Annotated in this window: 10 protein-coding genes; 9 read left to right on the top strand and 1 reads right to left on the bottom strand. The window is 73.0% G+C overall.

Features of this window, described 5'->3' with window-relative positions; genetic code table 11:
• Nucleotides 1–22 precede the first annotated feature (22 nt).
• Nucleotides 23–835 (bottom strand): DUF3105 domain-containing protein, encoded by an 813-nt coding sequence (locus tag MCAG_RS09320; protein WP_007072717.1) that lies wholly within the window; start codon nt 833–835, stop codon nt 23–25.
• Between the two features lie 100 nt (nt 836–935).
• On the opposite strand from MCAG_RS09320, the gene argS reads away from it, so the two are divergent.
• The 9 genes from argS (at nt 936) to rho (ending at nt 15065) form a co-directional block, all read left to right on the top strand.
• Nucleotides 936–2600: an arginine--tRNA ligase gene (argS, locus tag MCAG_RS09315; RefSeq protein ID WP_007072716.1), complete on the top strand. Its 1665-nt coding sequence runs from the start codon at nt 936–938 to the stop codon at nt 2598–2600.
• A gap of 96 nt (nt 2601–2696) precedes the next feature.
• A complete protein-coding gene (gene lysA, locus MCAG_RS09310; RefSeq protein WP_036372931.1) occupies nt 2697–4082 on the top strand; it encodes a diaminopimelate decarboxylase in 1386 nt (461 codons plus the stop codon).
• Nucleotides 4083–4090: 8 nt separating this feature from the next.
• Nucleotides 4091–5398, top strand: coding sequence for a homoserine dehydrogenase (locus tag MCAG_RS09305; protein WP_198141726.1), 1308 nt, complete (start codon nt 4091–4093; stop codon nt 5396–5398).
• A gap of 175 nt (nt 5399–5573) precedes the next feature.
• Nucleotides 5574–6623, top strand: coding sequence for a threonine synthase (gene thrC, locus MCAG_RS09300; protein WP_007072713.1), 1050 nt, complete (start codon nt 5574–5576; stop codon nt 6621–6623).
• A gap of 149 nt (nt 6624–6772) precedes the next feature.
• Entirely contained in the window at nt 6773–10024 is a 3252-nt protein-coding gene (locus MCAG_RS09295) for an efflux RND transporter permease subunit (RefSeq protein WP_007072712.1), read from the top strand.
• Nucleotides 10025–10181: 157 nt separating this feature from the next.
• Nucleotides 10182–10334: a polysaccharide deacetylase family protein gene (locus MCAG_RS30580; RefSeq protein WP_007072711.1), complete on the top strand. Its 153-nt coding sequence runs from the start codon at nt 10182–10184 to the stop codon at nt 10332–10334.
• A 65-nt stretch (nt 10335–10399) separates the two neighbouring features.
• Nucleotides 10400–11641, top strand: a complete 1242-nt coding sequence (locus MCAG_RS09290; RefSeq protein ID WP_007072710.1) for an MFS transporter — start codon at nt 10400–10402, stop codon at nt 11639–11641.
• Between the two features lie 103 nt (nt 11642–11744).
• Nucleotides 11745–12698 (top strand): homoserine kinase, encoded by a 954-nt coding sequence (gene thrB / locus MCAG_RS09285; protein WP_369751310.1) that lies wholly within the window; start codon nt 11745–11747, stop codon nt 12696–12698.
• Between the two features lie 294 nt (nt 12699–12992).
• The gene (gene rho / locus MCAG_RS09280; protein WP_007072708.1) at nt 12993–15065 is read left to right on the top strand and encodes a transcription termination factor Rho; all 2073 of its coding nucleotides are present in this window, start codon (nt 12993–12995) and stop codon (nt 15063–15065) included.
• Nucleotides 15066–15154 lie beyond the last annotated feature (89 nt).

The following is a 15154-nucleotide window of genomic DNA, read 5'->3' as shown; positions in this document are numbered from 1 at the left end:
CCTCGTCCTTGCCTGTCCTGGATCACTGGGTCGGCATCGGGGCACCGTCACGCGGCGTGGTGCCGGTGGCCGTGATGCCGCCGCTGCACAGCGCCGTCGGGCCCTCGATCGAGGCGTTCACCCGCAGCGTCTTGATGAACTCGTCGATCCGGCTGTCGTCGGCGTTGTCGACCTTGAGCTGGTACCCCCACGCCTGGAGGGAGATCGGCTTGTCCTGCCCCTCGAACGGGCTGAGCATCAGCTTCTCCTGGCCCTGGACCCGCTCCTTGAGCTTGGCCACCTGGTCGGCCGGAAGGTCGGGGCGGTAGGTGATCCACACCGCGCCGTGCTCCAGGCTGTGCACCGCGTGCTCGTTGGCGATCGGGGCGTCGTAGACGTCGCCCATGCAGTTCTGCCAGGTGGCGTTGTGCGGGCCGGCCACCGGCGGGGACTGCGCGTACTTGACCGAGCCCGGCTGGTGGTTGCTGCCCTTGACCAGCTCCGGGTCCGACTTGCGGAAGTTGACGATGCCGCTGATGTCGGCGGCCCGGTCCTCCCACGGCTTCGAGCCCTGGAACGTCGCCCAGGCGCCGAAGCCGATGATGCCGACGGCGAGCACGCCGACCGCGGTGAACAGCGCGATCGGGCCCCACGAGCGGCCCTGGCTCACCTTCACTGGGGCGACCGGCTTGCGGGGGCCCTTGCCCTTGCCGCCCGCGGCGGGGCGTGGGGCGTCGCCGGTCGACTTGCCGGCCCCGGCCTTGGCGCCGGGCGCCGGCCGGCCCGCCGCCGGCTTCTTGCCGGTGGTGACCACGGTCGGACGGCGTTCCGGGCCGCCCGGGGTGCTGATGCTCATCGTGCCTCGTCAGGTCGGTCGGTCAGAGTGGGTGGCGGGTCGGATTTCACGCGCAGGGTCGCCGCCGAGTGACCGAGTCTACCCCCGATAACATGGTTCGGTGACTCCCGCAGAACTGGCCGAGGTCGTCCTCTCCGCAGCCCACGCAGTCTTCACCGACCGGGGCCTGGACAGCTCCGCGCTTCCGGGGCGCACTACCGTCGAGCGACCGCGCAATCCCGAGCACGGCGACTACGCCTCGACGCTCGCCCTCCAGCTGAGCAAGAAGGTGGGCGTGCCCCCGCGGGAGCTGGCCACGGCGCTGGCCGAGCAGCTCGGCCGGGCCGCCGGGATCAAGTCCGTGGAGATCGCCGGCCCGGGCTTCCTCAACATCCGACTCGACGCCGCCGCCGCCGGCCAGCTCGCCCGCTCGATCGTCGAGGCCGGCCCGGCGTACGGCCGCAGCACGGCCCTCGCCGGCCAGAAGATCAACCTGGAGTTCGTCTCGGCCAACCCGACCGGCCCGGTGCACATCGGCGGGGTCCGCTGGGCCGCCGTCGGCGACGCGCTGAGCCGGCTGCTGCGCGCCACCGGCGCGGACGTCGGCACGGAATACTATTTCAACGACGCCGGCTCCCAGATCGACCGGTTCGCCCGGTCCCTGCTCGCCGCCGCGAAGGGCGAGCCCGCCCCGGAGGACGGCTACGGCGGTGCGTACATCGCGGAGATCGCCACCGAGGTCCGCACCCGCCGGCCCGACGTGTTGGAGCTGGCCGACGACGCCGCCCAGGAGGTGTTCCGGGTCGAGGGCGTGGCGCTGATGTTCTCCGAGATCAAGTCCTCGCTGCGTGACTTCGGGGTGGAGTTCGACACCTACTTCAACGAGAAGGACCTGCACGACCGGGGCGAGCTGGACCAGGCCCTGGCCCGGCTGCGCGAGCAGGGCCACGTCTTCGACACCGACGGGGCCACCTGGCTGCGCACCACGGACTTCGGCGACGACAAGGACCGGGTGCTGCGCAAGTCCAACGGCGAGTGGACGTACTTCGCGGCGGACTGCGCGTACTACCTCGACAAGCGCGAGCGCGGCTTCGACCGCGTGGTGATCATGCTGGGCGCCGACCACCACGGGTACATCGGCCGGATGAAGGCCATGGCGGCCTGCTTCGGCGACGACCCGGCCGTGACCCTGGAGATCCTGATCGGCCAGCTCGTCAACCTGCTCCGCGACGGGCAGCCGGTGCGGATGAGCAAGCGGGCCGGCACCGTGGTCACCCTGGAGGACCTGGTCGACGCGATCGGCGTGGACGCCTCCCGGTACGCGCTGGCCCGCTACTCCAGCGACTCGCCGATCGACATCGACGTGGAGCTGTGGACCCGGGCCACCCGGGACAACCCGGTCTACTACGTGCAGTACGTGGCGGCCCGCACCGCCAGCGTGGGCCGCAACGCCGCCGAGGTGGGGCTGATCCGGGGCGACGCCGAGGCGTTCCGTCCCGAGCTGCTCGCCCACGACAAGGAGAACGACCTGCTCAAGGCGCTCGCCGAGTTCCCCGCCGTGGTCGCCACCGCCGCCGAGCTGCGCGAGCCGCACCGGGTGGCCCGGTACCTGGAGGAACTGGCCGGGGCGTACCACCGGTTCTACGACAACTGCCGGATCCTGCCGCGCGGCGACGAGGAGGTCACCGACCTGCACCGGGCCCGGCTCTGGCTCAACGACGCCACCCGCACGGTGATCGCCAACGGGCTGTGCCTGCTCGGCGTCTCCGCGCCCGAGAGGATGTGATCGCATGCGAGCCCGGGGTGCCAGAGAGGGACGTGATCGCGTGCGAGCGCGGGGAGTGAGCTTGCGGGTTTCGCAGGCGCGAAGTGGGGAGAGCTGATGCGGGCACACGAGGCCGGCGCGTTGCACGGCGAGATCGGCAGCCGGGGGCCGGCGTGGCTGCATCCCCCGGTCGACGTCAACGCCCTGGTGCCGTCGCTCTGGCCGCGTACGGTGACCCGGGCCGTCGATGGCGCGCTCGCCGTCGGCGGGCTCGGCGTCCGCGAGATCGCGGCCGAGTTCGGCACCCCGGTGTACGTCCTCGACGAGGACGACCTCCGCTCGCGCTGCCGGGACTTCCGGGCCGCCTTCCCGGACGCCGACGTCTACTACGCGGGCAAGGCGTTCCTGTGCCGGGCCGTGGTGCGGATGATCGCCGAGGAGGGCATGTTCCTCGACGTCTGCACCGGCGGCGAGCTGGCCACCGCGCTGTCGGCCGGGATGCCGGCGGAGCGGATCGGCTTCCACGGCAACAACAAGTCGGTGGCCGAGCTGACCCGGGCGCTGGACGCGGGGGTGGGGCGGATCGTCCTCGACTCGTTCACCGAGATCGACCGGCTCACCGCGCTGGCCCGCGAGCGCGGGGTCCGTCCCGGCGTGCTGATCCGGGTCACCGTCGGCGTGGAGGCGCACACCCACGAGTTCATCGCCACCGCCCACGAGGACCAGAAGTTCGGCTTCTCCCTGGCCGGCGGGGCGGCGGCGGCAGCCGCGTTCAAGGTCATCGACGAGGGCGTGCTCGACCTGCTCGGGCTGCACTCGCACATCGGCTCGCAGATCTTCGACGCCAGCGGCTTCGAGGTCTCCGCCCGGCGGGTGATCGCCCTGCAGGCGCAGATCCGTGACGCCCGGGGCGTCGAGCTGCCCGAGCTGGACCTGGGCGGCGGGTTCGGCATTGCGTACACCACCCAGGACGACCCGGCCGCCCCGCAGGACCTGGCCAAGCGGCTGCGCAAGATCGTCGACGGGGAGTGCGCCGCCGAGCGGCTGGCCGTGCCGCGCCTGTCCATCGAGCCGGGCCGGGCCATCGTCGGCCCGGCGGTGTTCACGCTCTACGAGGTCGGCACGGTCAAGAACGTCGACGGCATCCGGACGTACGTGAGCGTGGACGGGGGGATGAGCGACAACATCCGCACCGCGCTGTACGACGCCTCGTACTCGGCGACGCTGGCCTCCCGGGCCTCGGCGGCCGAGCCGCTGCTCGCCCGCGTGGTGGGAAAGCACTGTGAGTCCGGGGACATCGTGGTGAAGGATGAATTTCTGCCCGCTGACGTGCAGGCCGGAGATCTTGTCGCGGTGCCCGGGACGGGTGCCTACTGCCGGAGCATGGCCAGCAACTACAACCACGTGCCCCGTCCTGCGGTGGTGGCGGTGTGCGACGGCCAGGCGCGACTGATCGTCCGGCGGGAGACGGAAGAGGACCTGCTCGCATTGGACGTTGGATGACCTCACCTGTGCGCTTGGCGCTGCTCGGCTGCGGAACGGTCGGCAGCGAGGTGGTGCGGCTGCTGCACGAGCAGTCGGCCGACCTCGCGGCCCGGATCGGCGCCCCCCTGGAGATCGCCGGGATCGCCGTGCGCCGGCTCGGTCGAGCCCGGGGCGGCCTGCCGGTCGACGAGGCGCTGTTCACCACCGACCCGCTCGGCCTGATCAAGCGGGACGACGTCGACGTGGTGGTGGAGGTCGTCGGCGGGATCGAGCCGGCCCGGGGCTGGCTCGTCGAGGCGCTGCGGGCGGGCAAGAGCGTGGTCACCGCCAACAAGGCGCTGCTCGCCGAGGACGGCGCGGCCCTGCACGACGCGGCTGCCGAGGGCGGTGCGGACCTCTACTACGAGGCGTCGGTCGCCGGGGCCATCCCGCTGCTGCGCCCGCTGCGCGACTCGCTGCACGGCGACCGGGTCAACCGGGTCACCGGCATCGTCAACGGCACCACCAACTTCATCCTGTCGGCCATGGACGCCACCGGCGCCGGCTTCGCCGAGGCGCTGGAGGAGGCCACCGAGCTGGGCTACGCGGAGGCCGACCCGACGGCCGACGTGGAGGGCTTCGACGCCGCGGCCAAGGCGGCCATCCTCGCCTCGCTGGCGTTCCACACCCGGGTCACCGCCGCCGACGTGCACCGCGAGGGGATCACCGAGGTCACCGCCGCCGACGTCGCCAGCGCCAAGGGGATGGGCTGCACGATCAAGCTGCTCTGCATCGCCGCCCGGGGCCGCGACGCCGCCGGCAAGGAGACGGTCAGCGTCCGGGTGCACCCGGCGATGATCCCCCGGAGCCACCCGCTGGCCAGCGTCGGTGACGCGTTCAACGCGGTCTTCGTGGAGGCCGAGGCGGCCGGGCAGCTCATGTTCTACGGTCGGGGCGCGGGCGGCGCGCCGACCGCCAGCGCGGTGCTCGGCGACGTGGTGGCGGTGGCCCGCAACCGGCTCGCCGGGGTGCGCGCGCCCAGCGAGTCGGCGTACGCGGACCTGGCGGTGCGGCCGATGGGGGAGGCCCTGACGCGGTACCACATCAGCCTCGACGTGGCCGACCGTCCCGGCGTGCTCGCGGCGGTGGCCGGGGTGTTCGCCCGGCACGACGTGTCCATCGCCACCGTCCGGCAGGGCTCGGCGGACGGCCCGGCCGGGGCCGGCGACGCCGAGCTGGTCATCGTCACCCATGTGGCGCGCGACGCCGCGCTCGCCGCCACCGTGGGGGAGCTGCGCGGGCTGGACATCGTGCGGTCGGTGGCGAGCGTGCTGCGGGTCGAGGGCGGGGCCTGACCGCGCCGCCGGGCGGCAGGTCGCGGGCGTCTCGCCTGATGACACGGCGGGCGGCGAGGCACCTTCGCGTCTCGCCTGGTGGTTATGCACGGGTGTGGCGTGCGCGGGTCGGCGAGGCTGGTCCACGCTGGGGGATGCCCCGGGTCGGCGGGGCGGTAGAGGCGAGGAGAGCGACATGTGGCGGGGTCTGATCGAGACGTTCCGGGACCGGCTGCCGGTCACCGACGCCACTCCGGTCGTCACCCTGCACGAGGGGAACACCCCGCTGCTGCCCGCGCCGGTGCTCTCCGCCCGGCTCAGCTGCGACGTCTACCTCAAGGTCGAGGGCGCCAACCCGACCGGCTCGTTCAAGGACCGGGGCATGACGCTGGCGGTTTCCAAGGCCGTCGAGCACGGCGACAAGGCGATCATCTGTGCCTCGACCGGCAACACCAGCGCCTCCGCCGCGGCGTACGCGGCCCGCGCCGGGATCACCTGCGCCGTGCTGGTGCCACAGGGCAAGATCGCCCTCGGCAAGCTGGCCCAGGCGCTGGTGCACGGCGCACGGCTGCTCCAGGTCACCGGCAACTTCGACGACTGCCTGGCGCTGGCCGCCAAGCTGGCCCAGGACTACCCCGTCGCGCTGGTCAACTCGGTCAACCCCGACCGGCTGCACGGGCAGAAGACGGCCGCGTTCGAGATCGTCGAGGCGCTCGGCGACGCGCCCGACATCCACTGCCTGCCGGTCGGCAACGCCGGCAACATCTCCGCGTACTGGATGGGTTACTCCGAGGACCTGCGCGACGGCAACGCCACGAAGGCCCCGAAGATGTACGGCTTCCAGGCGGCCGGGGCCGCCCCGATCGTCACCGGTCAGGTGGTGCACGAGCCGTCGACCATCGCCACCGCGATCCGGATCGGCAACCCGGCGAGCTGGACGAAGGCCGTCGACGCCCGGGACGCCTCCGGCGGCCTGATCGCCGCCGTCAGCGACCGGGAGATCCTGGCCGCGTACCGGCTGCTGGCCCGCGAGGTCGGCGCCTTCGTGGAGCTGGGCAGCGCGGCCAGCGTCGCCGGGCTGCTCCAGCAGGCCGCCGCCGGCCGGGTGCCGGCCGGCTCGACGGTCGTCTGCACGGTCACCGGCCACGGCCTGAAGGACCCGGAGTGGGCGATCTCCACGGCCCCCGCCCCGATCACCATCGGCAACGACGCCCTCGCCGCCGCCCGCTCCCTCGACCTGGCCTGAGCCCGCCGGCCGCCGGGCCGCGCGGCGACGGACGCGACACGTCACCCGGTGGGTCGGCGCGACCCTGGCCCCGGCGGGAGAGATCGGATCGGGCACACTCTTCGCTAACGAGCTGTCCCGCCTTCCTCTTCCAGGAGTGAGCTACGCTGATGTCGCTGCTCGCCAGATTCAGCCTCGCCAACCGAGGGCTGGTCGCCCTCATCGCGGTGGTCACGACGCTGTTCGGTCTGTTCGCCGTCCCGTCGTTGAAGCAGCAACTCCTGCCGTCGCTGGAGTTCCCGGGCGCGTTCGTCGTGGCGGTCTACCCCGGCGCCGCGCCCGAGATCGTCGAGTCGCAGGTCACCGAGCCGATCGAGAACAGCCTCCAGGGCATCCCCGGGCTGGAGAAGGTCACCTCCACCTCCCGCGAGGGCTCGTCCACAGTTCAGGTGGAGTTCACGTTCGGCACCGACCTGGACAACGTGGTCAACAAGATGGAGACCGCGCTGAACCGGATCGACAGCCAGCTCCCCGAAAGCGTCGACCCGCAGGTCCTGACCGGCACCACCGACGACCTTCCGGCCGTGGTGCTCGCCGCGTCCGGCGGCGGCGACGAGCGGGTGCTGGCCGAGCGGCTGCGCGACGCCGTCGTACCGGAGCTGGAGGCGATCGACGGGGTCCGCACCGTCGTCGTGACCGGCACCCGCGACCAGGTCGTCACGGTCACCCCGGACCCGGCGAAGCTGGCCGCCGCGAAGCTCGCGCCGACCGCGATCGGCACCGCCCTGAAGACCAACGGCGTCGCCGTGCCGGCCGGCGCGGTCAGCGACGGGTCGCGGGCGCTCATCGTCGGAGTGGGTACGCCGATCCGCTCCCTCGACGACCTCAAGGGCATCGTGCTGGTCCCGACCGCGCCGAAGGCCGCCCCGGTGAAGCTCGGCGACGTGGCGACCGTGGCACAGCAGCTCGCCCCGGCCACCTCTTTCACCCGCACCAACGGCCGGGACAGCCTCGGCATCGCCGTCACGGCCGCACCGGACGGCAACACCGTCGAGATCTCCCACGAGATCCGCGAACGCCTCGCCGACCTGCGTTCGGCCTCCGGCGCTGAGCTGACCGTCGTGTTCGACCAGGCCCCGTTCGTGGAGAAGTCCATCGAGAGCCTCACCACCGAGGGCCTGCTGGGTCTGGTCATGGCGGTCGTGGTCATCCTGGTCTTCCTGCTGTCGGTGCGCTCGACCGTGGTCACCGCCGTGTCCATCCCGCTTTCGGTGCTGGTGGCGCTCATCGCGCTCTGGATCGGCGACTACTCGCTCAACCTGCTCACCCTCGGCGCGCTGACCATCGCGGTCGGCCGGGTGGTCGACGACTCGATCGTGGTGCTGGAGAACATCAAACGCCACCTGGAGTACGGCGAGCCGAAGCGGGCGGCGATCCTCACCGCGGTCCGCGAGGTGGCCGGTGCGGTGACCGCGTCGACGCTGACCACGGTCGCCGTCTTCGCCCCGATCGCGCTGGTCGGCGGCTTCGTCGGGCAGCTCTTCGCGCCGTTCGCGATCACCGTGACGGTGGCCCTGCTCGCCTCGCTGCTGGTCTCGCTCACGGTGATCCCCGTGCTGGCGTACTGGTTCTTGAAGTCGAAGCGGGGCGGGGCGGACGACGAGGCCGAGCGCCGGGTCGCCGAGGAGAAGGAGCTGCGCAGCCCGTTGCAGCGGGCATACCTGCCGGTGATCGGGTTCGCCACCGGCAGCCGGCGGACCCGCTGGATCACTTCCGGGCTGGGGCTGCTGGTGCTGCTCGGCACGCTGCTCCTGTCCAGCACGCTCAAGACCAACTTCCTGGACGACTCCGGCCAGGACACCCTGACCATCACTCAGCAGCTTCCGGCCGGCAGCGGGCTGGTCGCCACCGACCAGGCGGCCCGCCGGGTCGAGGCGGTGCTGGACCGGGCCGACGGCGTCGAGACGTACCAGGTGAGCGCCGGGGGCAACGACCAGCCCTGGGCGGGCGGCGGCGGCAACAACGCCGCCACCTTCTCCGTCACGCTCGACGGCGAGACCGACGTGGCCGAGGTGAAGGAGGCCCTGCGCCGCGAGTTCGACTCCCTCGGCGCCGCCGTCGGCGAGGTGAGCTTCGGCGGGGCCGACGGGGGCGGGTCGACCAACCAACTGGAGGTCGTCGTGCAGGCGGCCGACTCCGAGGTGCTGGCCCAGGCGGCCGAGCAGGCGCGGGCCGCCATGGCCGCCACGGCCGACGTCGAGGACGTCTCGACCACCCTGGCCGAGCGGGTGCCGCGGGTGGACGTGACCGTGGACCGGCTGGCCGCGGCGCGGGCGGGACTCACCGAGGCGGCCGTCGGGCAGCTCGTCGCCCAGGTGTACCGGGGCACCCCGCTGGGGCAGGTCACCCTCGACGACGGCCAGCAGGACGTGGTGCTGCGCTCCGGCGCGCAGCCGCCGCTGACGGTGGAGGAGCTGCGGGCGCTGCGCGTCGGCCCGGTGAAGCTGGACGACATCGCCGACATCACCCAGGCCGAGGGGCCGCAGCAGGTGACCCGCATCGACGGGGAGCGCAGCGTCACGGTCACCGGCACGGCGACCGGCAGCAACCTCGGCGCGACCACCAAGGAGCTCCAGAAGAAGCTGGACGCCATCGACGTTCCCGGCGCGACGATGAGCATCGGCGGCGTCAGCGCCGACCAGAGCGAGGCGTTCGCCGACCTGGGGCTGGCCGTGCTCGCGGCCATCGCGATCGTGTTCCTGATCATGGTGGCGACGTTCCGCAGCCTGACCCAGGCGCTGATCCTGTTGATCTCGGTTCCGTTCGCGGCGACCGGCGCGATCGGCCTGCTGCTGGCCACCGGCACCCCGCTGGGCGTGCCGGCGCTGATCGGCGTGCTGATGCTGGTCGGCATCGTGGTGACCAACGCGATCGTGCTGCTGGACCTGATCAACCAGTACCGGGCGCAGGGCATGGGGGTCAACGAGGCGGTTGTCGAGGGCGGCCGACGCCGGCTGCGTCCGATCCTGATGACCGCCGTCGCGACGATCTTCGCGCTGCTGCCGATGGCGTTCGGCCTGACCGGGGAGGGCGGCTTCATCTCCAAGCCGCTGGCGATCGTGGTGATCGGTGGCCTGCTCAGCTCCACCCTGCTCACCCTGATCCTGGTTCCGACCCTGTACACGATGGTCGAGAACACCAAGGAGTCGCTGCGGGCCCGCCGGCTCCGCCGCCGGGGCGCTCCAGCGGCGGAGTCCATTGGCGACGGCGGTACGCCGCCGGCCGGCGAGCCCGTCCCCGCCGCCGAGCCGGCCGCCCCCGCCCGGCCCACGCCGTCGGCGGCCCTGGTGGACGGCACCGACCAGTTCGAGGTGCTACGCCTGCCGAAGAGCCGGCAGTCGCCGCTGCCGCCGGCCGAGTAGCCGCCACGACCACGAACGCCCCCGCCGGGTCATCCTCCGGCGGGGGCGTTCGGCGTACGGCTGCGTCGCCTGTCCGACCAGGCACGATGAGTCGAATGCCGCATACTGACGGTGCCGGGTCGCTGGGGGTGACCCGCTGTTCGGCGGGGATCGGGCCATGGCGGACGGCGCTGGCCGGTGGGGGCGGCGGACCGCGCAGCGGCTGGTGGCGCTCACCTTCGACGACGGCCCACGCCCACAGTGGACCCCGACGGTGCTCGACACCCTGGACCGGTACGCCGTGCCGGCACGGTTCTTCCTGGCCGGGTAGCGCTCGCCGAGCGAGCTGCTGCGGCAGGCAGGCACGCCGCAGCCCGGAAGGTAGGGTTCCCGGACGTGTCGCCCACCCTCTCGGTCCTGGTCCGCAACCGCAGCTTCCGCAACCTCTTCCTGGCCGAGCTGGTGGTCTTCGGCGCGGACTGGTTCGTCATGGTGCCGCTGCTCGTCCTGCTGCCGAAGCTGACCGGCAGCGGGGTCTGGGGTGCCCTGGTGCTCGCCCTGGACACCGGCGTGGTGGCGCTGCTGCTGCCGTACACGGGGACGGTCGCGGACCGGTTCGACCGTAAGAAGATCATGATGGCGGCCAACGCCGCCGCGCTGCTCGGGGCCCTGCTGCTGCTCGGTGTCCGCGGCCCGGGGACGGCGTGGCTGGCGATGGTGGCGATCGCCGTGATGGCGGTGGCGAAGGCGTTCTACTCGCCGGCCGCCCAGGCGGCCCTACCCAACGTCCTCGACCCGCAGGAGCTGGCCGCCGGCAACGCGGTCGCCGGCTCGGCCTGGGGCACCATGACCGTGGTCGGCGCGTCGCTGGGCGGCGTGCTCAGCGCCGCCGCCGGCCCGTACGCCTGCTTCTGGGTGGCTGCGGGCGGCCTGACGCTGGCGGCGGGGCTGGCCGCGCTGATCCGCCGCCCGTTGCAGGCCCCCCGCGCGGCCGACGCGCCGGCGCAGCGCACCTGGGCGGCGATCCGGGAGGCGCTCGGCTACATCGGGCACCGCCCCCGGGTGCTCGGCCTGGTCACGGTGAAGTCGGCGGTCGGCCTGGGCAACGGCGTGCTGACCGTCTTCCCCCTGCTCGCCGGCGTGTACGGGGTGGGCGCGATCGGCGCGGGCCTGCTCTTCGCGGTACGCGGCGCGGGTGCCCTGGTCGGCCCGATCCTGATGCGGCGGGTGCTGACCAACCGGGCCTGGCTGCTGCCCGGCCTGGCGCTGTCGATGTCCCTGTACGGCCTGGCCTACCTGGGCACCTCGGTGGTGGACTGGTTCCCGCTGGTGCTGGCGCTGGTGTTCGTGGCGCACTTCGCCGGCGGGAGCAACTGGGTGATGTCGAACTTCGCCCTTCAGGGCGAGGTGCCGGACCGGCTGCGCGGCCGGGTCTTCGCCACCGACATGATGTTGGCCACGCTCGCCATCTCGGTGAGCCAGCTCGTGGTGGCCGGGGTGGTGGACCTGGTTGACGAGCGGGTGGTGCTGGCCGGCTGCGGCCTGGTGACGCTGGTCTACGCGCTCGGCTGGCGGATCGCCACCCGGCGGCTGTCGCTGTCCGACCCGGTCGCCGAGTCCACCCCGACGGGGGCGTGAGGGGGAGCCCCCCTCGTTCGGACCCGTCGCGCGTCAGGTTAGCGAAGGCGGTCACGTCCCACGGGCCGGGCGGGCCGGCACGGTGGCGGCCCGGCGGCCTAGCATGAGCGGCGTGCCGACGACATTCGTGTCCGGGCCGGTGAAGGTCCGGGTCCCCGCCACCAGCGCCAACCTCGGGCCGGGGTTCGACGCGCTGGGTCTGGCACTCGGCCTGCACGACGACGTGGCCGCCGAGGTGGTGCCCGACGGCGTCCGGGTGACGGTGACCGGGCAGGGCGCGGGTGAGCTGCCCGACGACGAGGCGCACCTGGTCGTCCGGGCCATGCGGGCCGCCTTCGACGCGCTGGGTGGTCAGCCGTCGGGCCTCGCGGTGGAGTGCGTCAACCGGATCCCCCAGGCCCGGGGGCTGGGCTCCTCGTCGGCGGCCATCGTGGCCGGCGTGCTGCTGGCCCGGGCCCTGGTCGTCGACGGCGTGGCCCGGCTGGACGACGCGGGCGCGCTGCGGCTGGCGGCCCAGATCGAGGGGCACCCCGACAACGTCGCGCCCTGCCTGCTCGGCGGCTTCACGATCGCCTGGACGGAGCCGGCCGACGCCCGGGCGGTGTCGCTGGCCGTGGCCGACGGGGTGCGCCCGATCGTCTTCGTGCCCGCCGAGCGCGGGCTGACCGCCGAGGCCCGGGCCGCGTTGCCGGCGGCCGTCCCGCACGGCGACGCCGCGCTCAACGCCGGCCGGGCGGCGCTGCTGGTGCACGCCCTGACCGCCGAGCCGGCGCTGCTGCTGCCCGCCACGGTCGACCGGCTGCACCAGGACTACCGCGCCGCCGGGATGCCGGACTCGTCCGCCCTGGTCGGCGCGCTCCGTGCGGCCGGTGTGGCGGCGGTGGTCAGTGGGGCCGGCCCGACCGTGCTGGCGCTGACCGAGCCCCCGGAATATTTCGCGCCAGGGGCAGGTTGGCAGGTCTGGCCGTTGGGTATAGACAGGCGCGGAGCGCGGGTCGCACGGGGTAGACTTGAACACGCCGAGCGGGACCCTGTTGCCGCAGGTCGGAAGAGTTGATTACGCTCTAGACTTAGCACAGCCGCGAAGCATGCGATCCTCCTGCGGGTCGGCGCACCCCCGAAGCTCTCGGCGGTCAGCCCGTCACCCCTGCCTAAGGCCCACGCCGCACCGCAGTTTCCGCAGGTCGCCGCAGACGACGAGACCTGCTCACCGAGGTTGGTGGGTCGGGAAACCGGCCGGCTGCTGTGTCACAGTCTCCCGCGACGCGTCATGCGAGGCGGGTGCACCGAGGCCGCCCGGCCATCTGCTGTCGACTCCGGGCAGTCCCGGCCTATCGAGGGAAGGAATCCATTGAGCGACACCACCGACGTGACGTCGGATGTTTCCAACGTCGCTGGCGATGCCACCGCCGCTGCCCCCACCCGTCGTCGGCGTAGCGGCACCGGCCTGTCGGCGATGCTGCTGCCGGAGCTCCAGAGCCTGGCCGCGTCGCTCGGCATCTCCGGTACGGCTCGCATGCGCAAGGGCGAGCTGATCAGCGCGATTTCCGAGCGGCAGGGCGGCGCCGCCGCCGGGACCCCTCGACCGCGGGCCGAGGTCGCGGCGGCCGCCGCCGCTCCCGCCCGCGAGGAGGTGCGCGCCGAGGTCTCCCAGGCCCCGTCGAGCGCCGACCAGAACCGGGCGCCGGCCGAGCCGGCTGCCGCCCCGGCCGAGGGCCGGACCCGGACCCGGCGTAGCCGGACCGCTGCTGTGGCCGAGTCCCGGCCCGCCGAGGCGGAGTCCCGGCCGGCCGAGAGCCGGGCCGAGGAGCCCCCGAGCGTGACCGCCCCGGAGCCCGCCGAGCGGGTTGACGGGCGCCGGGAACGCGGCGAGGGCCGGGGCGGCCGGGACCAGGCCGAGCGCACGGAGCGCGGCGAGCGGGCCGACCGCGGTGACCGGGCCGAGCGCACCGACCGCGGTGACCGGGCCGAGCGCGGTGACCGCAACGAGCGCGGTGACCGCACCGACCGGGGTGAGCGGGTCGAGCGCAACGACCGGGCCGAGCGCACCGAGCGCGGTGACCGGGCCGAGCGTGGTGACCGCAACGAGCGGGTCGACCGCGGCGACCGCGGCGACCGTAACGACCGGGGTCAGCGCGCCGAGCGGGACAACGGCGGTGACGACGACGACGAGAACGGCGGCCGGCGGGGCCGGCGCAGCCGCTTCCGGGACCGCCGTCGGGGCCGGGGCGAGCGTGGCGAAGGCGACGGCGCGGGCGCTGGCGGCGGTCGCGAGCCGCAGGTGAGCGAGGACGACGTCCTCGTCCCGGTCGCCGGCATCATCGACGTGCTCGACAACTACGCCTTCGTCCGGACCACCGGCTACCTGGCCGGCCCGAACGACGTCTACGTCTCGATGTCCCAGATCAAGAGGTACGGCCTGCGCCGCGGTGACGCGATCACCGGTGCGGTGCGGACGGCCCGGGACGGCGAGCAGCGGCGGGACAAGTACAACCCACTGGTGCGGCTCGACACCATCAACGGGATGGAGCCGGACGAGGCGCGGCGGCGGCCGGAGTTCTACAAGCTGACCCCGCTGTACCCGCAGGAGCGGCTGCGGCTGGAGACCGAGCCGCACATCCTGACGACGCGGGTCATCGACCTGGTCATGCCGATCGGCAAGGGCCAGCGGGCGCTGATCGTCTCGCCGCCGAAGGCAGGCAAGACGATGGTGCTCCAGGCGATCGCGAACGCCATCACGCACAACAACCCGGAGTGCCACCTGATGGTGGTGCTGGTGGACGAGCGGCCCGAAGAGGTCACCGACATGCAGCGGTCGGTGAAGGGCGAGGTCATCGCGGCCACGTTCGACCGTCCGCCGCAGGACCACACGACGGTGGCGGAGTTGGCGATCGAGCGGGCGAAGCGGCTGGTCGAGCTGGGGCACGACGTGGTCGTGCTGCTCGACTCGGTGACCCGGCTCGGTCGGTCGTACAACCTGGCGGCGCCGGCCTCCGGCCGGATCATGTCGGGTGGTATCGACTCCACCGCGCTCTACCCGCCGAAGCGTTTCCTGGGTGCGGCCCGCAACATCGAGAACGGCGGTTCGCTGACCATCCTCGCCACCGCGCTGGTGGAGACCGGTTCCATGGCGGACACGGTCATCTTCGAGGAGTTCAAGGGCACCGGCAACGCGGAGCTGAAGCTGGACCGGAAGATCGCCGACAAGCGCACCTTCCCGGCCATCGACATCCACCCGTCCGGCACGCGTAAGGAGGAGATCCTGCTCGCGCCGGAGGAACTGGCCATCATCCACAAGCTCCGTAAGGTCCTGCACTCGCTGGACTCGCAGGCGGCGCTGGACCTGCTGCTGGACCGGCTCAAGCAGTCCCGCACCAACATCGAGTTCCTGATGCAGATCGCCAAGTCCACACCGGGGGAGTGATTCGGTAGTACGCGCCGAAGGGCACGGTCGCTGGCGACCGTGCCCTTCCGCACGGTACGCGCCCTGTGCCCAACGAGCTGCTCGCGACC

Origin of the sequence: Micromonospora sp. ATCC 39149 (genome assembly GCF_000158815.1) — a bacterium.
Lineage (GTDB): Bacteria > Actinomycetota > Actinomycetes > Mycobacteriales > Micromonosporaceae > Micromonospora.
This window is presented reverse-complemented; position numbering and strand designations above follow the sequence as displayed.